An 18,280-nucleotide genomic window follows, 5' to 3' on the forward strand; every position below is an offset into this window, starting at 1 on the left:
CGCGGCCGGCATGATAAGAACCGCGCGATTGTCAAAACGGGAGGATGAAATGAAGCTTCAGACACTCATGAGGGCTATGCTTACGGCAAGCGCGGTCGGTCTTGCGCTCCCCGCCTTCGCCGATACCGAGCTCAAGATCTATATCTCCAGCCAGCATCAGCCGCAGGTCTGGCGTAAGGTGCTTGACCAATACGAGACCAAGACGCCGGGCACCAAAGTAACCATAGAGACCGGCGGCAACACGTCGGAAGCGCAGGCGCAGTACCTTAACACCATCATGTCGGCGAAGGACGCTTCGCTCGATGTCCTCATCCTCGATGTCATCCGGCCGGCGCAGTTCGCGACGGCAGGATGGACGACCGCTTTCACCGACAAGGACATGTCCGTCTATCTGCCGGCCTATGCCGAGGCGAATACCGTTGACGGCAAGGTTGTGGCGCTGCCGGCCTTCGCCGACTCCATGTTCCTCTACTACCGCAAGGACCTGCTCGACAAATATGGCGTGACGCCGCCCAAAACCTGGGCCGAATTGAAGGCTGCCGCCAAGAAGATCACCGAGGGCGAGGGCAATCCGGATCTGCAGGGACTGTCCTTCCAGGGCAAGGCGATCGAGGGGGCTGTCTGCACCTTCCTCCTGCCGTATTGGAGCCAGGGCAAGACGCTCGTCTCCAACGGCAAGCTCGATTTCGACCGCGAAGCGGCCGAGAAGTCGCTCGCCCTGTGGAAGAGCTTCGTGGACGAGGGCATCTCCAAGAAGAACATTGCGGAAGTCGCCACCGACGATACCCGCAAGGAGTTTCAGGCCGGCAATGTCGTCTTTGCGGTCAACTGGTCCTATGCCTGGGCCCAGTCCCAGGGGCAGGAATCGGCCGTGGCCGGAAAGGTCGGCGTCGAAAGGCTGCCGGCGGTCGAGGGTGGCGAGCAGGCAACTTGCCTCGGCGGCTGGGAATTCGGCGTGTCGGCCTATTCCAAGTCGCAGGAAGAGGCAAAGAAGCTGGTAGAATATCTCTCCAGCAAGGATGTCTCGAAGTTCGTGGCGATCAACGGTTCGCTTCTGCCGACCTATGCCGATCTCTACACGGACCCAGATGTGACCAAGGCGGCGCCCTGGTTCGCCGATGCCCGGCAGGTCGTTGAGACCGCAAAGCCGCGGCCGGTCACGCCCCGCTATAACGAGGTCAGCGAGGTCATCCGCACGACGGTCAATGCCGTTCTTGCGGGCGTCACGACGCCGGAAGACGGCGCGGCGCAAATCGAGAGCCGCCTCAGGCGCATCCTGCGGTGATTTCATAGGGGAGGGGTGGAGGACATATTCCACCCCTTTGAACCGGTAAGGCGAAGACTCCTCTTTCAAGAAGACGCGGGAATGGCGGTATTGAGCATATCAGCGACGGACAGCGCAAAGGACAGTGAACGACCCTCCCCGGTCTGGATCCGCTGGCTCGACCTCAGCGATCGGGCCATGGCGGTCCTGCTCCTGCTGCCCGCAGCGGTGCTTCTGGCACTCATCATCGTCTATCCGATCGGAAGGCTCGTCTACACGAGCTTCTTCAATCTTTCGCTGACCTCAGGACTGCCCGCCGAATTCGTCGGCATCGAAAACTACCGGATCATGCTCGATGATCCGGTCTTCTGGGAAACCACTTGGAATACGGTGCTGATCACACTGATCACGGTTCCCGGAGCCCTGCTCCTCGGCCTCGGTCTGGCGCTGCTGGCCAACCTGCCGTTTGCCATGCAATGGCCGGTGCGCCTGTCGCTTTTGATCCCTTGGGCGCTGCCGCTGTCCTTTGCGGGCCTCATCTTTGCATGGTTCTTCCATTACGAATACGGAGTGGTGAACGACGTTCTCAACCGGCTCGGGTTCGAAGGCATCATCTGGTTCAACTCACCGAACTGGGCGTTTGCGGCGATCTGCCTGACGATCATCTGGAAGACTTCGTCCTTCATGGCGCTGATCATCTTGGCGGGCCTGCAGACCATACCGCGTTCGCTCTACGAGGCCGCCGATGTGGACGGGGCAGGGCGGCTGCGACAGTTCTTCGAGATCACGCTTCCACTCCTGAAGCCGGCGATCGTCGTCGCGCTGATCTTCCGTACCATCACCGCGCTCCAGACCTTCGACATTCCCTACATGATGACGGGAGGCGGGCCGGGAAGTTCAACCGCCACGCTTGCCATGTATATCCACCAGAACACGGTTTCCTTTCTCGATCTCGGCTACGGTTCGGCGCTGGCCGTGGTGATGTTCATCCTGTCGATGGGGGTAACGGCGATTTATCTGCGCATCATCCGGACCAAGGAGGCTTGAGATGAACGCTCTCGTTTCCTCTGGCCCGGCCCAATTGCTTTCCGGCAAGCCGCTGCGCTTCATCGCCGCCGGCATCCTTCTGATCAATGGATTGTTTCCGGCGCTCTGGATTCTTTTCACATCGCTCAAGACCGAGGGAGAACTGACGGCAAAGCCGATCACCTGGTTCCCGCATGCACCGACGCTCGCGAATTATGTGCAGGCTTTTTCCGATCAGCCGCTGCATCTTTTCCTGTTCAACAGCTTCATGGTCGCACTCCTGTCGACCTGCCTGACACTGCTGATCTCGGTGCTCGCGGCTTACGCACTGGCGCGCTTGAACCTGCGTTATCGCGGCGCGATCCTGTCGGTGATCGTGGCCGTCTCCACCTTTCCGCTCGTTACGCTCCTCGTGCCGCTTTTCGAAATCATGAGGGCTTTGAACCTGCTCAATACGTGGATTGCGCTGATCCTGCCCTATACGGTTCTTTCGCTTCCGGTCTGCACCCTGATCCTGGTGTCCTTCTTCGAGGGCATCCCGCGGGATCTGGAAAACGCCGCGATGATCGATGGCTGCACGCGGCTTGGCGCTCTCTTCAAGGTGGTCGTGCCCTTGAGCGCGCCGGGCGTCTTCACCGCGGGTATTCTCGCCTTCGTCAATGCGTGGGACGAATTCCTTCTGGCGCTTTCCTTCAATTCCAATCCCACCCTGCGCACGCTTCCCGTCGGCATCCAGCTCTATCAGGGGGAATTCGCCTTTCCATGGCCGGTGATTTCCGCCGCACTCGTGGTGGGCATCGTGCCGGTCGCGATATTGATCGTCATCTTCCAGGAACGTGTGGTTTCCGGCCTGACGGCCGGGGGAATAAAGGGGTGAATGGGAGATGCCGATGGAGGATGTCTTGATACGCGACGCGCTGCAATCGGTTATGGTCCCGGAGGCCGGGCGGGGAAAGCTGAAGGTCGAGAAGACGGCCGACGGGTTCTCCATTTCGCTCGAAGACCGCGTCGTCCTGCGGCACAGCGCATCCCATCCATCTCTGTTCGTGGGGCATGGCCAGGAACGGATGGACATGTACCGCGGCAATTTCGAGGTCGAGGACTACATCATCGAGCGCAGCGCGCTGCGGCATGCCGAGGTTCGGGCGGATGGGATCGATCTATCCGACGCAGAGGGCAGGGCACCCCGGCTGGAGCTCGTAGTCTCGGATGGCGCCATTCACTTTCGATCCCTGGACCCGTCGATCAACCGCTTCTGGATCCGGATCCATGCCGATAATGACGAGCATGTCTGGGGTGGCGGCGAGCAGATGTCCTATTTCGACATGCGCGGTCGCCGCTTCCCATTGTGGACCTCCGAGCCCGGCGTCGGTCGCGACAAGACCAGCGAAATCACCTTCCGGTCCAATGTCAAGGACAGGGCCGGCGGCGACTACTATAACACCAACTATCCGCAGCCGACTTACATCTCCTCCGCGCGTTATGCACTGCATGTGGAGACGACCGCCTACTCCGTTTTCGATTTTCGCCGCAAGACCTTCCATGAGGTCGAGGTGTGGGCGGTGCCGGAGCGTATCGAATTCCACACGGCATCCACCTTCATCGAGCTTGTCGAGGCGCTTTCAACCCGCTTCGGGCGGCAACCGGAACTGCCGGAGTGGATCTACAAAGGCGCGATCATCGGGCTGAAGGAGGGCGTCAACTCTTTCACCCGGCTGACGAAGATGCGGGACGCCGGCGTGCAGGTCTCCGGCCTCTGGTGCGAGGATTGGGTCGGTATCCGCGAGACCTCCTTCGGTTCCAGGCTTTTCTGGAACTGGCAGGCCAATGAGCAGCGTTACCCGGACCTGCGCCAGAAGATCGCCGAGCTCAACGATGATGGGGTCCGGTTCCTCGGCTATGTCAATCCGTATCTCTGTGTCGACGGCGCGCTCTTCGCGGAAGCCGAAGCCGCAGGCTATTTCGCAAAGGACGAAATCGGCCGCACGGCCATTATCGATTTCGGCGAGTTCGATTGCGGCGTGGTGGATTTCACAAATCCGGAAGCGGCTGAATGGTTCGCCGAGGAGGTGATCGGCCGCCGGATGCTGGATTACGGCCTCTCCGGCTGGATGGCCGATTTCGGCGAATATCTGCCGATCGATGTCGAACTCGCCAACGGCGTTGATGCGAAAATGATGCACAATGCCTGGCCAACACTCTGGGCCGAGGTCAATGCGAAAGCCGTGGCCAGCCGGGGGAAGACGGGCGAGGCCCTGTTCTTCATGCGGGCAGGCTTTACCGGCGTGCAGAAACATTGCCCACTCCTGTGGGGCGGCGACCAGTCCGTCGATTTCTCGCGACATGACGGACTGGTCACCGTCATATGCGCAGCACTTTCCTCAGGTCTGCTCGGCAATGCCTATCATCACTCGGATATCGGCGGCTATACGAGCCTCTTCGGCAATGTGCGCACACCCGAACTGCTGATGCGCTGGGCGGAGATGGCGGCCTTCACACCGGTCATGCGCTCGCATGAAGGAAACCGACCCCGTGACAATATCCAGATCGACCAGGATCCGGAGGTGCTGGAACACTTCGCCCGCATGACACGAATCTACGTGCATCTGGCGCCCTACCTCAAATCTCTCTCGAAAGAGGCTGGCGCGCGCGGCCTGCCGGTGCAGCGGCCGCTGTTCCTGCACTACGAGAACGACAGGAAGACCTACGACATTCAGGACAGCTATCTCTACGGGGCCGAGCTTCTGGTGGCCCCGGTCTGGCAGGCGGCGCAGGAAGAACGCGTTGTCTACCTGCCGGAGGGAGCAAGCTGGGTACATGTCTGGAGCGGACACGAATACCAGGGCGGGGCGGATGTGACGGTCGCCGCGCCGCTTGGCAGCCCACCGGTCTTCTATCGCACCGATGCCGCATTTGCGGAAATATTCGCGGCAATCAGACAGCTATAAGTCGTTGCGCTGCAGCGTTGCCGCGACGCAGAAACAGGTATCCCGCTCCGTCGCTGGGCAGCCAGACCTCCCGGTCGTAATATCGAATTGCAATTCCACCGACTTGATATATCGTATTGCGATATATTGGCGCCTGTCGAACAAGGAAAGTGATTGCAGCATGAGCGACTTTCTTTCGGATGCCGATTATGAGGCGCTTGCCAATCTGCGTTTCACGCTTCGTCGCTTCATGGACTTTTCGACTTCGGCAGCTCAGGAAGAGGGACTTCCGGGCCAGCAACACCAGGCCCTGCTCGCCATCAGAGGCTATCGTGGCGACGATCCGATGACCATTGGCTTGCTTGCCGAACGATTGCTGATCGCGCCGCATACCGCCACCGAATTGGTAGGAAGACTGGTATCCGCAGGTTATGTGACGCGCCGATCCGACCCAAGGGACAAACGGCGGCAGACGCTGGAGCTGACAGGAAAGGCGGAGGATGCGCTGCGGCGCCTCAGCGCCATCCATCTTACCGAAATACGGGATTTGGCACCGAGACTGATCGACCTGCTGACAGAATTGCAGGACAACGAGCCGCAGCGCAGGAAGGTGCCTGCTTAATCCATGATTGTCGAATTCCAACCGAACGGCGATTTCATTCTCGACGGAGCCGAACTGGGTGATCGCTTCGGTCTCTCCGAGCAAGATTTTCACCGCTATATGAAGCTCGGTCTGATCCGGGGGACAGTGGAGGTCGGCACCGGTGAGGACGAAGGCACGCGGCGGCTTTCCCTGCGTCTCGGTAACCGCATGTGGCGCGCGGTGCTGAATGCGGATAATTCAATCCGCCACGAAGAGATGACCTTTTTGCGCGGAAAGCCGCCGAAACGGCAGCTCTAACGGGAGCGGCGGGCACCGTTCCGATCGGCGTCGCGTGCCGATGCGCGTGGATCGACCCGGATGATGACCTTGTGGGGCCGGCCGCTGTCGCCTCGCCTCAAGATACTGATGACGCATTCTCCCGCGCTCGGACGTACCGAAAGGAGATGCCCGTTCGTGGCCGCGACCGCCTTGTCAGCCGCCGCACCGCAATCGAGCGCGTGATCCGATATCATGAGAGGGGTTGCGGTCTGGGCTCTTGCAACGGTCAAAAAGGTTGCTGCTGCGAGTATTGTCAGGACGATCATCTTTGCCTCGCTGCCTCAACTTCGTCGTAGCGGTTTTCGCAAGTTTCCTGCGGTCACCTTCTGCTCTTGGAATTTATATCGTGCTACGATATATTGTAAAGAAGGAGGGTTCTCGTGGCCCGACCGGGGCCTACCTCCATAAGGGAGATCCCGAAATGACGATCCGCGATGTGTTTCCTACTGTGGATATGAAGCTCGACCGGTTCGGCGAACAGCTCCAGAAATCCCGCGCTGCCTTCGATGCACATGGTCCCTGGCAGGAGCCTGAGGACCGATCTCCGGCAATGCTCAAAATGAGCAGCCTTCGCGATCAGCTTCTCGCGCGTTCCGCCTCGCAGGGCATGTCCTGGGACCTTCTCAAGCTCGAGTGGAGATATGATCTTGCGCTTCTTCTGAGCGATTTCAAACACTGGATGCGATACGTCGACGAGCATTTTAACGTTTCCAACTGGCGACGTTGACCGGAGGCGCCGTGCCGGTACCCCGGCAGGTGCAATGGAACCTAGTGGCTCCCCAAAAAGTTGGCATCCGCCTGTTTTTGGAGTCATGTAGATGGAAACGCGACTGAACTTCTTCACGAGATTTGCCGCAGCGGTTGCGGAACGGTCGGGCAAGCCCGTCACCTTTACCTTCGCAGTGGTGATCGTCGTCATCTGGGCGGTTTCCGGGCCGTTCTTCGGATTTTCCGAAACCTGGCAGCTCGTGATCAATACCGGCACGACGATCGTCACCTTTCTGATGGTCTTCGTGCTTCAGAACAGTCAAAACCGCGACGGAAGGGCATTGCAGGCCAAGCTCGATGAGCTGATCCTGGCAACCCACGCACAGAACAAATTCGTCGGCATCGAAAAACTGGAAGAGAAGCAATTGCGTATGTTGAGCGAGCGCCTTGCTCAGCAGGCAGAACGGATCGAAGACAAGGCGGACGAACAGGCTGTGTCCCAGACGGGAAAAACATAGCGGCAAGCCTATCGATCCGATCTGGGCCTGACGTCGCGAAGCAGATCCAGGAATTGCTGTTGTGCAGTGGTCGGCATCCATCCGTGACGGAAGGTGAGGCCGATCGGCCGCGACGTGTGGCTGAGATCGATGTCCAGGGCCGTCATCAACCCACGTGCGATTTCCGCCTTGGCCTGGAGATAGGAAACGCAGCCGAGATGATCGCTCTCGTCCAGGAGTTCGCGCATCAGGATTAGCGAGCCGGACTCCACGATGCTTCGCGGCGCCCGGTTTCCAAGGGGAGCGAACAGCTCGTTGAAGTGCTTCCTGGTCGGGGTGCCGGCCTGCGCCACGATCCAGGGATAGAAGGCCAGCTCGTCCAGCGCGATATCGGATCTTCCCACCAGGGGATGGTTCAGGCCCGCGACGATGACGACGGTATCACAGAAGAGTTCTTCCTGTTCGACGTCGCCGATGGGCACCGGATCGCGTAGCGCGCCGATGAGAAAATCGATCTCACCGCGCCGCAGACCCTGCAGAAGGTCGGCATATCGGCCCTCCATGATGTGGATCGGCAGGTTAGGGCGCAGCTTCCGGAAACAGGAGATGGTCTTGGGAAGCATGTAGGAGCGCGAAAGCGGCAGCGAGCCGATCACGATGCGACCGGCTTCCGCGCGCGTGAGGTCGGCAAGGTCTGCCTCGGCTTGCGCCAGTTCCGCAAAACTCAGCCGTGCCGCCTGAGCGAGCGCCTGGGCCGCCCGCGTCGCCACCATGCCGTAGGAGGTGCGTTCGAACAGCGGGCGTGCGGCTTCCTGCTCCAGCTGACTGACCGCACGATGCACGGTGGGCTGGGCCAGCCCTAGACGGCGGGCGGCGAGCGTGAAATTTTCCGATTCGCGGACAGCCACCAACGCCTGTAGCTGTGCCGAGGTCGCGGTGATCCTGAGCCGTGGCGAGAGGTCCGTCAACGCGGGATCAAGATAGCCGAAGGCGCGCCTGACCCGCGTCGCGAGCTGCTGGCCTGCCCTGTTGGAGAACAGACCTTGCGTGGTGCGGTCGAACAGGCTGATGCCGATGCTTCGCTCGATCTTCGAAAGCGCCTGCGTCACCGCCGGCTGGGAGACGTGACAGAGCTCGGCTGCCCTGGTTACCGAGCCTGTCTCCACCACGGCCAGAAAGACCCTCAGGTGACGAAGGTTCTGCTGGAGCACCTGAACAGAGTTATCGGAGGCAAGCCAGTTCATTTATGAAAGCTCGCCAAGGATTCGATCCGCTCGGGCACCAAGCGGTTCGTCTTCGTCTTTGAGCGACAGGGCGGCGATCTGTCTCTGCCAATCGGCAGCCGCGGTCGTCATCCGATCAGGCAGGTCGAGATCGCGCAGCGTCCTTGCGACTTCCTGCATCTCGGCCGCGCGCCTGGCTCCATGCACCATCATGCGTTCCAGGTTGTAGGCCGCGCGCTTGATCCAGTCGATGCCTGGGTCGGAAGCCTGCAACGACGAAAGAACAGCGTCCTCGACGCCTGCCCGGCGCGCGGCCAGCACGCATTCCGCAGTCAGTGCTTCCAACCCCTTGACCATCACCGAACGCAGCATCTTGATCGTGGATGCCTGGCCGGGTTCGCGACCGGCGATGCGGGCGTTCATTCCAAGCCCCGTAAGCAGCGCGAGCGCCTCTTGCGCATGACTGCCGGCGATGAGGAGCGGGGTGCGATGACGTGCGGGATGGACTGGCGCCATGACCGCGACGTCGACATAGCGCACGCCGTGCGTCGACAACATCTCGGCGGCTTGCGCCTTCGTCGAGGGGGCGCAGGAATTGCAGTCGAAATAATAGCTGCCGGTTTCGATCGCGGATACGGCAGTCTGGGCCGCCTCCAGCGCCCGGTCGGCGGTGACGAGGCTGAAGATCGCGCCTCTTCCGGAGAACGCCTGTGCGGGATTGTCAGCGCACAAAACGTCGAGCCGCGCGCAGGCCTGCCGCAGATTTTCATGCTCAGATGGATTGTCGACCTTGATGTCGTAGGTGGCGAGCCCCTCTGCCGGCGATTGGGGCAGCTCCTTCCATCCGGCGGTAAATGCCTGGCCTGCTTCGCCGAAGCCCAGCAGCGCGATCCGCACCATTTTTCCTCCTCCCACTCCATGCGCGAAGGCGATGAAGCGGCACTCCGCGCGAGCTCGATCCTGCCAGAGGCCGCCGGCTTTAAACAGGCCTTATAGCAAGAACTTATGACCCGTACCCGAATCCAAATTGGCGGCTGGCTTCGTTCGGAGCGAGAAGGGGAGCGGACAAGGAGGATATCCATGGCTGAAAAGAAAACTGCTCTCGTCATCAGCGCGCATGCTGCGGACTTCGTCTGGCGCTGCGGCGGCGCGATCGCCCTGCACGCGCAAAAGGGCTACGAGGTCACCGTCGTATGCCTTTCCTTCGGCGAGCGCGGCGAGTCGGCCAAGCTCTGGAAGGAGCCCGGCATGACGCTCGAAAGGGTGAAGGCAGCGCGCCGGGCGGAGGCTGAGAGGGCGGCGCAGGCGCTCGAGGTGCATGACCTCGTCTCCTTCGATCTCGGCGACTACCCGTTGCGGCTCACCGACGCGGACAAGTACCGTCTGGTCGATGTCATCCGGGCCGTACAGCCGGCCTTCATGCTCAGCCACTCGCATTACGACCCATACAACACCGACCACATGTATGCGACACAGGTGGCGCTGGAAGCGCGCATGATCGCCCAGGCCTGGGGCCATAATCCCGGCCAGCAGGTGCTCGGCGCGCCGCAGCTTTATCTGTTCGAACCGCATCAGACCGAGCAGATGGGATGGAAGCCGGACGTCTTTCTCGACATCACCTCCGTCTGGGACAAGAAGCGGGCCGCCATCGAGTGCATGGAAGGGCAGGAGCATCTGTGGGAATTCTATACCCGCGTCGCACAGAACCGCGCCAATCACTTCCAGCGCAATTCCGGCGGCCAATCGGGCGGTCGGGCAGCAAAATATGCGGAGGGATTCCAGTCCGTATTCCCGCGGACCGTCGATGAGCTCTAGAGCTCGCCGGGAGGAGGGTGAAATGGAACATTCGTTCGACATCGCGCACCTGGCGCATGTGGAAATGTATACCGACAGGTTCGAGGAGAGCCTGGATTTCTTCGTGCAGGTCTACGGATTGACGCTTTCCGGTCAGGACGAGGCCTCCGCCTATCTGCGTGCCTGGGACGACTACGAGTTCCACACGCTGAAGCTCACTCGTCACAGCACGACAGGGGTGGGCCATATCGCTTATCGCGCGGCCTCGGAGCAGGCTTTGATGCGGCGGGTGAAGGCGATCGAGGAAAGCAAATACAAGGTCATAGGCTGGGTGGATGGCGATCTCGGGCACGGCAAGGCCTTCCGCTTCGAAGACCCGTTCGGGCATGTCTTCGAAATCTACTGGGACACGGTGCGCTACGAGCCGCCGCCGGAAGAAAAGCCAAAGCTGAAGAATCTTGCGCAGCGGTTCCATGGGCGCGGCGCTCACCCCCGCAGGCTGGATCATCTCAACCTGCTTGCCGAGGATGTCGCCGAATTTCGCGCCTTCATGGAAACCTGCCTCGGCTCGCGCGTCACCGAGATGATCCGGCTGGACAACGGGCGCCTCGGTGGCTGCTGGTTCACGATCAACAACAAGACCTATGATCTCGCCTGCACGGAAGAGCATGGCGGCGGTAACGGGCGCCTCCATCACGTGACCTACGCCACCGATACGCGTGAGGACATTCTGCGCGCGGCCGACATCTTCCTCGAAAACGGCGTCCACATCGAAACCGGTCCGCACAAGCATGCGATCCAAGGCACCTTTTTCCTCTACCTCTGGGAGCCTGCCGGAAACCGGGTTGAACTCGCCAATTCCGGCGCCCGCCTGATCCTGGCGCCGGACTGGGAGCCTGTCGTCTGGACCGAGGCCGAGCGCAAGAAAGGCCAGGCCTGGGGGCTAAAGACGATCGAGACGTTCCACACGCACGGCACCCCACCGGTTAAGAAGGAAGGACACTGACATGGGAATTGTGGTGCAGACCGTTGCGCGGGCCGAACAGTCGATCATCGACAGGCTGGGACAGGCGGGTGTTGCCACGGTGCACGAAGCTCAAGGCCGCAAGGGCGTGCTGGCAAGCTATATGCGCTCGATCTATGCCGGCGCGCAGATTGCCGGCTCGGCGGTGACGATTTCCGCGCCTCCCGGCGACAACTGGATGGTGCACGTCGCCATCGAGCAGCTGAAGCGTGGCGATATCCTCGTCCTTGCGCCGACCTCGCCCTGCGACAACGGCTATCTCGGCGATCTTCTGGCAACCTCCGCGATGGCGCGGGGCTGCCGGGGGCTGATCATCGATGCCGGCGTCCGCGATGTTCGCGACCTCACGGCCATGGGCTTCCCCGTCTGGTCGAAGGCCGTTTCCGCCCAGGGCACGGTGAAGGAGACGCTCGGTTCGGTAAACGTGCCGATCGTCTGTGCCGGGACCTATATCGAGGCAGGCGACGTGATCGTCGCCGATGACGATGGCGTCTGCGTCGTCAGGCGTGAGGAGGCCGAGACCGTGCTGGCGGCGGCGGAAAAGCGGCTCGCCAACGAAGAGGCAAAACGCACACGACTCGCCGCCGGCGAACTCGGGCTCGATATCTATGACATGCGGCCGGCACTTGCGGCGAAGGGGCTGAAATATGTCTGAGGACGGCATCCCCTGCCTCTGGATGCGCGGCGGCTCCTCCAAGGGAGCATACTTTCTGGCGAGCGATCTGCCCGCCAATCCGAAAGAGCGCGACGAGCTCTTGCTGCGGATCATGGGCTCGCCCGATCCGCGACAGATCGACGGGATCGGCGGCGCGGACCCGCTCACCTCCAAGGTGGCGGTCCTTTCTCCGTCCAGCCGCGACGATGCCAATGTGGACTATCTCTTCCTGCAGGTCTTCGTGGACCAGGCGCTGGTCAGCGATGCACAGGGCTGCGGCAATATCCTTGCAGGCGTTGGCCCCGCGGCCATCGAGCGCGGACTTGTCGCTGCGACGGACGATGAGACCGAAGTACGCATCCACATGCGCAATACCGGAGAGGTGGCCCTGGCGCGAGTGCAGACACCGGGCGGTCGGGTGAATTACAAGGGCACGGCGGAGATCGCGGGCGTTCCGGGCCGTCATGCGGCGGTGCCGCTCCTGTTCATGAATATTGCAGGTTCGATGTGCGGCGCGCTGCTCCCGACCGGCAATGCGGTCGACCTCATCGATGGCATCGAAGCAACGCTGATCGACAACGGCATGCCCTGCGTCGTCATGCGGGCCTCCGACTTCGGGATTTCCGGCAAGGAAAGCCGCGAAGAACTGGAGGCGGATACGGCGTTGAAGGCAAAGATTGAGGCGATCCGTCTGAAAGCGGGCCCAATGATGCGGCTCGGCGACGTGACGAAGGCTTCCGTTCCGAAGATGACGCTCGTTTCCGCGCCGGAACACGGCGGCGCGATCGCGACTCGGTCCTGGATACCGCATCGCGTCCACGCCTCGATCGGCGTGCTTGCCGCGGTGACGGTCGCGACCGCCACGCGTCTCGACAAGAGCCCGGCAGCCGAGCTGGCGCAAAGCCCCTCGGACGGCCGCTATCTGGTGGAGCATCCGACCGGCTCGATGGAGGTCTTCCTGGATCTGGCCGAGGACGGTTCGATCCGTGGCGCAGGTACGGTCAGGACGGCGCGCAAGCTGTTCGAGGGAAAGGTTTTTCCCCGGTGAAAGCCGGGCTCAATCCACATGACGGGAGGCAATCACAATGACTTCGGCTCTCACTGCCAGCGAAACGCGGCGCAAACCGGATTTTATCCTGCCTGCCGGCGCCTGCGATGCCCATTGCCACGTGTTCGGCCCGGGTGCTGTCTTTCCCTATGCGCCGGGACGCAGCTACACCCCGGAGGACGCGCCGAAGGAGGCCCTGGCCGCACTTCACGATCGGCTGGGTATCGAGCGGGCGGTGATCGTCCAGGCAAGCTGCCACGGCACCGACAATCGGGCCATGCTCGACGCCATCGCGTGGCGGCCGGACCGCTATCGCGGGGTGGCGATCGTCGATGACAGTTTCGACGACCAGGCCTTTCAGCGGCTTGACGACGGCGGCGTGCGCGGCGTCCGGTTCAATTTCGTCCATCACCTCGGCGGCGCGCCGGACATGGACGTCTTCAACAGGGTCATCGACCGGATCAAGGGACGCGGCTGGCATGTCGTGCTGCATCTCGACGGCGCCGACATCGTGCCTCTGTCGGAGATGATCCGCAGCTTGCCCGTTCCTTTCGTGATCGACCACATGGGGCGGGTCGACACCAGCCTCGGGACCGAGCAGCCGGCCTTTCAGGCGCTTCTGGAGCTCGTCAAACGGGAGAACTGCTGGATCAAGGTCTGCGGTTCGGAGCGGATCTCCCGCTTTCCTTTCGATGCGGCGGTGCCGTTCGCTCGCGCTCTCATCGAGGCAAGTCCGGATCGTACTCTGTGGGGCACGGATTTCCCGCATCCGAATCTCAAGGAGCCGGTGGACGAGGCCGATCTCGTGGATCTCGTGGTGCGCCTCACTGACGGGGAGGGCGCGCGTCGCCGGCTGCTCGTCGACAACCCCGCGCGGCTTTACGGCTTTGCCGCCTAAACGGCGGCCTGACAAAAAAATGGAGGAGGAGAAGATGTTCAATAGCATGGCAGAAAAGCCGGCAACGCTGTTCAGGCGTGCCTCTAACTTGGCGACGTCACTGGTCGTTGCGTCCGCTCTCGCATTGACCGCGCCGACGCTCGCATCGGCCGAAGGTTATCCGGAGCGGGACATCACCCTCGTTCTGCCGTTCGGGCCTGGCGGAATCGCCGATATCACGTCGCGCGTCGTTGCCGACGCACTCGGCAAGAAGCTCGGTCGGCAGATCGTCATCATGAACCAGCCGGGGGCGGCCGGTGCGGTTGCCGCGCGCGCGGCGCTCAACGCCCCGGCCGACGGCTATACGCTGGCGCTCCTTTCGAACGGCACGGCGATCAGCGTGCCGCTGTTCGAGAACCTCCAGTTCGATCCGATCAAGGATTTCGTGCCGGTATCGAGCCTTGCCTATTTCGATTTCGTCTTCGTCACCAAGGCGGGCGGCAAGTTCAAGACGCTCGCGGATGTTCTTGAGGCGGCGAAGGCCGAGCCCGGGGCGCTGAATGTCGGCACCATCAATGTCGGCAGCAGCCAGAATCTGGCCGCTGAACTCTTCAAGTCTACCTCGGGCATCGATTTCACTATCGTTCCCTACAAGGCCACGCCGGACCTTCTTGTCGCCCTGCTCGGAGACGAACTCGACGTCATCATCGATAGCCAGACGGCGCTGAAGGCAGCGCTGACGCAGGGTCAGGCGGTCGCCGTCGCATCCTCCGGTCCGACCCGTTCGATCCTGCTGCCCGACGTTGCGACGGCACAGGAGCAGGGGGTGAACGGTTTCGACGTCACCTCATGGAACGCCATCTTCGCACCGACCGGCACGCCGCAGGACGTGGTCGACAAGCTGAACGTGACGCTGGTGGAGGTGCTCGCCGATCCGGCTATCCAAAAGCGCTTCGCCGAGCTCGGGGTGGAAGCCCGCTCCAGCAAGCCACAGGAGATTGGCGCCCGCCTGGAAGCCGACATCGGAAAATGGTCGGCAGTCATCGAAAAGGCAGGCATTCCGAAGCAGTGATTCCATCCCCTTCGGGATTAAAACAGGAAATCTGCGCATGAACTCGGCGGCCGTCACGACGGTCGCCGAGCCATTTTCTTTTTCGAACTGCGCCGGCAGCAGCCTGCCGCAGCGAAGTGATTGACACCTCTTCCAGCTTCGCTATTCTGTTATAAAGTCGCTTATAACATAATAGTGGAACTCAACTGGGAGACTGACATGAAATTGAAACTTGCTTTCCTTGCGGCCACGGTGCTCCTCACCGCGCCCTCCATGCTTCTTGCTCAGGAAAAGGGCGGCATCATCAATGTCGCGACGATCGGAGAACCGCCGACGCTCGATCCGATGTCCTCGACGGCGGACCTCGTCGGCATCGTCACCCAGCACATCTTCGAAACGCTCTACACCTTCGACAAAAGCTGGAAGGTAACGCCGCTTCTGGCGGAAAGCCTGCCCGAAATCAGCGCGGACGGAAAAACCTACACGATCAAGCTGCGCACCGGCATCACGTTCCATGACGGCACCGACATGACCTCCGAAGACGTGGTGGCGTCGCTCAACCGTTGGACCAAGCTTGCTTCGCGCGGAAAGCAGGCGGTCGGCTTCATCGAATCGATCGAAGCGCCCGACGCCTCCACCGTGGTGATCAAGCTGAAGCAGGCCTATGCACCGCTCACCTCACTGCTTGCCTTCAACAACTCCGCCGCCATCATCATTCCCTCGGAAAAGCAGGCCGAGCCGATGACCGACTTCGTCGGTACTGGTCCCTACATGCTGAAGGAGCGTAAGGCTGACCAGTATATCCAGCTTGCCCGCTTCGATGGCTACAAGTCGCGCGATGGGGAGAGCGACGGCTATGGCGGCGCGCGCCACCAGTATCTCGATGAAATCCGCTTCGTCCCCGTCCCTGATCCCAATACCCGCCTCGAGGCGGCGGTCTCCGGGCAGTACGAATATGTCGATTCCATCGCGGTCGAGTCCTTCGACAGGCTGAAATCCTCCTCCGCCTCGCAACCCGTCCTGCTGAAGCCGTTCGGCTATCCGGTCTTCGTCTTCAATACGGCCGAAGGCGTCGCGAAGAACGTCGAAATCCGCAAGGCCATCCGTCAGGCGCTCAGCATGGAAGACATGATGGCGGCCGCTTTCGGCGGTACGGATTTCTACACGGCCGATGGAAAAATCTATCCGGAGAATTTCGTCTGGAGCACGGATGCCGGAGTCGAGGGCAATTATAACCTGGCCGATCCGGAAGGGGCGGCCGAGGCCGCCAAGGCAGCCGGTTACAATGGCGAACCGATCCGCATCCTGACGAGCCGTCAGTACGAGTTCCACTACAAGATGGCGCAGGTCGCCGCCGAATATCTGAAACTCGCCGGCTTCACGGTGGACATGCAAGTCGTCGACTGGGCGACGCTGACCCAGCGCCGCGCCGACAAGGCGCTCTGGGACATCTATATCAGCCACAGCCCGTTCCTGCCGGAACCGGCTCTCATCGGGTCGCTTTCGACCAGTTCGCCGGGCTGGTGGGATACGCCTGCCCGCAAGGCGGCCGTGGATGCCTTCACGGCGGAGGTCGATCCGGACAAGCGCATCGAGCTCTGGGCTGAGGTCCAGAAGGCGATCTATGCCGACGTCCCGTTCATGAAGATCGGCGATTTCAACGCGGTTTCGGCCAAGTCGAACAAGCTTGAGGGCGTCGATCCGGCCCCATGGCCATATTTCTGGAACGCTTCGATCTCGAAGTAAGCAAGACCGAAGCGGGCGCCGGTACTTCGGTGCGGCGTCCGCCTCCTTTGATGCCTTCCGGACAGCGGAAAACGTATTCATGATACGATACATTCTTCAGCGCCTTGCCGGCATGATTGTCGTGATGTTCCTGGTCGTCACGATCGTTTTCGTGATCGTGCGCGTCACCCCCGGCGATCCGGCGGCCGTGATGCTCGGCCCCGACGCGACGCCGCAGGATATCGCCGATCTGCGCACGCGCCTCGGGCTCGATCAGTCGCTCGTCATCCAGTACGTCCTCTATATCGGGCAGTTGCTGAAGGGCGATCTCGGCCAGTCGATATTCCTCAACATGCCGGTGACTTCGGCGCTTTTGGAGCGGGCGGAGCCGACCTTCTTCCTCACGATTTTCTCGCTTGCGATCGCCAGCGTGATCGCGCTGCCGATCGGCATCTATGCCGCCTATCGGCGCGGTTCCTTCGTCGACCAGGCGGCGACCACCATCGCCATGCTGGCGGCCAGCATCCCGAGCTTCTGGCTCGGCCTGATCCTGATGCAGTTCTTCGCAGTCCGGCTCAACATCTTTCCGGTATCCGGCTATGGCGGTCCCGGCACGTCGTTCATCGGACGCATGTACCACCTGACGCTGCCGGCATTCGCGCTCGGTCTCGTCTCGTCGGCGCTCATCCTGCGCTTCACCCGCGCCTCTATGCTCGATGTGCTCGGCGACGATTATATCCGCACCGCCCGCGCTAAGGGGTTGATCGAACGGCGCGTGGTTCTGAAGCACGCGTTAAAGAATGCGCTGATCCCGATCCTGACTGTGATCGGACTGACGGCCGCCGTGCTGATATCCGGCGCGGTTGTCACCGAGACGGTCTTCGGTCTGCCGGGCGTGGGCAATCTTGTGGTCTCGGCCGTGCTCCGCCGCGACTATCCCGTCATTCAGGGAGCACTGCTGGTGATTGCCGGTCTCTATGTCCTCATCAATTTCGCGATCGACATGCTCTATCTGCTCGTAGATCCAAGGGTGCGCTACTGATGACGGAAGTTGTTTCCACAAAGCCGGCCGCAAGCGAGGGATCGAAGTTCCTCCGCCGCTTCGTCAAGCGCAAGACGGTGGCGGTCGGTCTCCTCATCCTGGCAGTCTTCGTTCTGCTCGCTGCCTTCGCGCCGCTGATCGCACCCTATTCGCCGTCGAAACTATCGATCGTGAACCGGCTGAAGCCGCCGAGCGAAATGTTCTGGTTTGGCACCGACGAGTTCGGCCGCGACGTCTTCTCGCGCACCATCTATGCCGGCCGGCTGTCGCTGCTGGTGGGCGCCGCCGTGGTGGTGCTCTCGGCCGCAATCGGCGTCACGCTCGGCCTGCTTGCCGGCTTCTTCAAGCGGCTCGACACGCCGATCGCTCGCCTCATCGATGCGATGATGGCCTTTCCCGACATTCTGCTCGCAATCGCGTTGGTCGCAGCACTGGGTCCTTCGTTGACGACCGTCATTGTCGCGCTCTCGGTCGTCTACTCGCCGCGGCTGGCGCGC

General features: G+C 61.5%; 19 protein-coding genes. 17 read left to right on the forward strand and 2 right to left on the reverse strand.

Annotation, left to right across the window (positions count from 1 at the left end):
* Positions 1 to 49 precede the first annotated feature (49 nt).
* The 8 genes from ACE04I_RS06025 (at position 50) to ACE04I_RS06060 (ending at position 7,365) form a co-directional block, all read left to right on the forward strand.
* Positions 50 to 1,285 (forward strand): ABC transporter substrate-binding protein, encoded by a 1,236-nt coding sequence (locus tag ACE04I_RS06025; protein WP_487206745.1) that lies wholly within the window; start codon positions 50 to 52, stop codon positions 1,283 to 1,285.
* Between the two features lie 81 nt (positions 1,286 to 1,366).
* A complete protein-coding gene (locus tag ACE04I_RS06030) occupies positions 1,367 to 2,311 on the forward strand; it encodes a carbohydrate ABC transporter permease (protein ID WP_487206746.1) in 945 nt (314 codons plus the stop codon).
* Position 2,312: 1 nt separating this feature from the next.
* On the forward strand, positions 2,313 to 3,167 hold the full coding sequence (locus ACE04I_RS06035) for a carbohydrate ABC transporter permease (protein ID WP_487206747.1): 855 nt from the start codon (positions 2,313 to 2,315) through the stop codon (positions 3,165 to 3,167).
* Positions 3,168 to 3,219: 52 nt separating this feature from the next.
* Positions 3,220 to 5,238: an alpha-glucosidase gene (locus ACE04I_RS06040; RefSeq protein WP_487206762.1), complete on the forward strand. Its 2,019-nt coding sequence runs from the start codon at positions 3,220 to 3,222 to the stop codon at positions 5,236 to 5,238.
* A 160-nt stretch (positions 5,239 to 5,398) separates the two neighbouring features.
* A complete protein-coding gene (locus ACE04I_RS06045; protein WP_046793300.1) occupies positions 5,399 to 5,839 on the forward strand; it encodes a MarR family winged helix-turn-helix transcriptional regulator in 441 nt (146 codons plus the stop codon).
* A gap of 3 nt (positions 5,840 to 5,842) precedes the next feature.
* Entirely contained in the window at positions 5,843 to 6,118 is a 276-nt protein-coding gene (locus ACE04I_RS06050; protein WP_487206748.1) for a DUF6522 family protein, read from the forward strand.
* 442 nt (positions 6,119 to 6,560) lie between these two features.
* Entirely contained in the window at positions 6,561 to 6,866 is a 306-nt protein-coding gene (locus tag ACE04I_RS06055) for a hypothetical protein (RefSeq protein ID WP_046793302.1), read from the forward strand.
* A 91-nt stretch (positions 6,867 to 6,957) separates the two neighbouring features.
* On the forward strand, positions 6,958 to 7,365 hold the full coding sequence (locus ACE04I_RS06060; RefSeq protein ID WP_046793303.1) for a low affinity iron permease family protein: 408 nt from the start codon (positions 6,958 to 6,960) through the stop codon (positions 7,363 to 7,365).
* 8 nt (positions 7,366 to 7,373) lie between these two features.
* Here the strand turns inward: ACE04I_RS06060 and ACE04I_RS06065 are convergent, their stop codons facing one another.
* Positions 7,374 to 8,588: a LysR family transcriptional regulator gene (locus ACE04I_RS06065; RefSeq protein WP_487206749.1), complete on the reverse strand. Its 1,215-nt coding sequence runs from the start codon at positions 8,586 to 8,588 to the stop codon at positions 7,374 to 7,376.
* A complete protein-coding gene (locus tag ACE04I_RS06070; RefSeq protein WP_046793305.1) occupies positions 8,589 to 9,467 on the reverse strand; it encodes an NAD(P)-dependent oxidoreductase in 879 nt (292 codons plus the stop codon).
* A 180-nt stretch (positions 9,468 to 9,647) separates the two neighbouring features.
* On the opposite strand from ACE04I_RS06070, the gene ACE04I_RS06075 reads away from it, so the two are divergent.
* The 9 genes from ACE04I_RS06075 to ACE04I_RS06115 form a co-directional block, all read left to right on the forward strand.
* Positions 9,648 to 10,382 carry a PIG-L deacetylase family protein gene (locus ACE04I_RS06075; protein ID WP_046793306.1) on the forward strand — a complete coding sequence of 245 codons (735 nt, stop codon included), beginning with the start codon at positions 9,648 to 9,650 and terminating at the stop codon, positions 10,380 to 10,382.
* 22 nt (positions 10,383 to 10,404) lie between these two features.
* Complete coding sequence (locus tag ACE04I_RS06080) at positions 10,405 to 11,367, forward strand: VOC family protein (protein ID WP_487206750.1); 963 nt, start codon at positions 10,405 to 10,407, stop codon at positions 11,365 to 11,367.
* Between the two features lies 1 nt (position 11,368).
* A complete protein-coding gene (locus ACE04I_RS06085; RefSeq protein WP_046793308.1) occupies positions 11,369 to 12,040 on the forward strand; it encodes a 4-carboxy-4-hydroxy-2-oxoadipate aldolase/oxaloacetate decarboxylase in 672 nt (223 codons plus the stop codon).
* Entirely contained in the window at positions 12,033 to 13,088 is a 1,056-nt protein-coding gene (locus ACE04I_RS06090; protein WP_487206751.1) for a 4-oxalomesaconate tautomerase, read from the forward strand. Before ACE04I_RS06085 ends, ACE04I_RS06090 begins: the two co-directional genes overlap by 8 nt.
* Positions 13,089 to 13,125: 37 nt before the next feature.
* On the forward strand, positions 13,126 to 13,986 hold the full coding sequence (locus tag ACE04I_RS06095; RefSeq protein ID WP_487206752.1) for an amidohydrolase family protein: 861 nt from the start codon (positions 13,126 to 13,128) through the stop codon (positions 13,984 to 13,986).
* Positions 13,987 to 14,020: 34 nt separating this feature from the next.
* Positions 14,021 to 15,037 carry a Bug family tripartite tricarboxylate transporter substrate binding protein gene (locus tag ACE04I_RS06100; protein ID WP_082118262.1) on the forward strand — a complete coding sequence of 339 codons (1,017 nt, stop codon included), beginning with the start codon at positions 14,021 to 14,023 and terminating at the stop codon, positions 15,035 to 15,037.
* Between the two features lie 198 nt (positions 15,038 to 15,235).
* On the forward strand, positions 15,236 to 16,762 hold the full coding sequence (locus ACE04I_RS06105; protein ID WP_487206753.1) for an ABC transporter substrate-binding protein: 1,527 nt from the start codon (positions 15,236 to 15,238) through the stop codon (positions 16,760 to 16,762).
* A 79-nt stretch (positions 16,763 to 16,841) separates the two neighbouring features.
* Entirely contained in the window at positions 16,842 to 17,783 is a 942-nt protein-coding gene (locus ACE04I_RS06110) for an ABC transporter permease (RefSeq protein WP_046793312.1), read from the forward strand.
* Positions 17,783 to 18,280: ABC transporter permease (locus ACE04I_RS06115; protein WP_487206754.1), on the forward strand; the 498-nt coding region annotated here is incomplete at its 3' end. The genes ACE04I_RS06110 and ACE04I_RS06115, both read left to right, overlap by 1 nt.

The sequence above is a fragment of the Rhizobium moroccans genome, assembly GCF_057559155.1.

Bases quoted from the DNA above. Each gene is read 5' to 3' on its own strand.
- ACE04I_RS06025 (WP_487206745.1), top strand. From the start codon at position 50: ATGAAGCTTCAGACACTCATGAGGGCTATGCTTACGGCAAGCGCGGTC.
- ACE04I_RS06030 (WP_487206746.1), top strand. From the start codon at position 1,367: ATGGCGGTATTGAGCATATCAGCGACGGACAGCGCAAAGGACAGTGAA.
- ACE04I_RS06035 (WP_487206747.1), top strand. From the start codon at position 2,313: ATGAACGCTCTCGTTTCCTCTGGCCCGGCCCAATTGCTTTCCGGCAAG.
- ACE04I_RS06040 (WP_487206762.1), top strand. From the start codon at position 3,220: ATGGTCCCGGAGGCCGGGCGGGGAAAGCTGAAGGTCGAGAAGACGGCC.
- ACE04I_RS06045 (WP_046793300.1), top strand. From the start codon at position 5,399: ATGAGCGACTTTCTTTCGGATGCCGATTATGAGGCGCTTGCCAATCTG.
- ACE04I_RS06050 (WP_487206748.1), top strand. From the start codon at position 5,843: ATGATTGTCGAATTCCAACCGAACGGCGATTTCATTCTCGACGGAGCC.
- ACE04I_RS06055 (WP_046793302.1), top strand. From the start codon at position 6,561: ATGACGATCCGCGATGTGTTTCCTACTGTGGATATGAAGCTCGACCGG.
- ACE04I_RS06060 (WP_046793303.1), top strand. From the start codon at position 6,958: ATGGAAACGCGACTGAACTTCTTCACGAGATTTGCCGCAGCGGTTGCG.
- ACE04I_RS06065 (WP_487206749.1), bottom strand. From the start codon at position 8,588: ATGAACTGGCTTGCCTCCGATAACTCTGTTCAGGTGCTCCAGCAGAAC.
- ACE04I_RS06070 (WP_046793305.1), bottom strand. From the start codon at position 9,467: ATGGTGCGGATCGCGCTGCTGGGCTTCGGCGAAGCAGGCCAGGCATTT.
- ACE04I_RS06075 (WP_046793306.1), top strand. From the start codon at position 9,648: ATGGCTGAAAAGAAAACTGCTCTCGTCATCAGCGCGCATGCTGCGGAC.
- ACE04I_RS06080 (WP_487206750.1), top strand. From the start codon at position 10,405: ATGGAACATTCGTTCGACATCGCGCACCTGGCGCATGTGGAAATGTAT.
- ACE04I_RS06085 (WP_046793308.1), top strand. From the start codon at position 11,369: ATGGGAATTGTGGTGCAGACCGTTGCGCGGGCCGAACAGTCGATCATC.
- ACE04I_RS06090 (WP_487206751.1), top strand. From the start codon at position 12,033: ATGTCTGAGGACGGCATCCCCTGCCTCTGGATGCGCGGCGGCTCCTCC.
- ACE04I_RS06095 (WP_487206752.1), top strand. From the start codon at position 13,126: ATGACTTCGGCTCTCACTGCCAGCGAAACGCGGCGCAAACCGGATTTT.
- ACE04I_RS06100 (WP_082118262.1), top strand. From the start codon at position 14,021: ATGTTCAATAGCATGGCAGAAAAGCCGGCAACGCTGTTCAGGCGTGCC.
- ACE04I_RS06105 (WP_487206753.1), top strand. From the start codon at position 15,236: ATGAAATTGAAACTTGCTTTCCTTGCGGCCACGGTGCTCCTCACCGCG.
- ACE04I_RS06110 (WP_046793312.1), top strand. From the start codon at position 16,842: ATGATACGATACATTCTTCAGCGCCTTGCCGGCATGATTGTCGTGATG.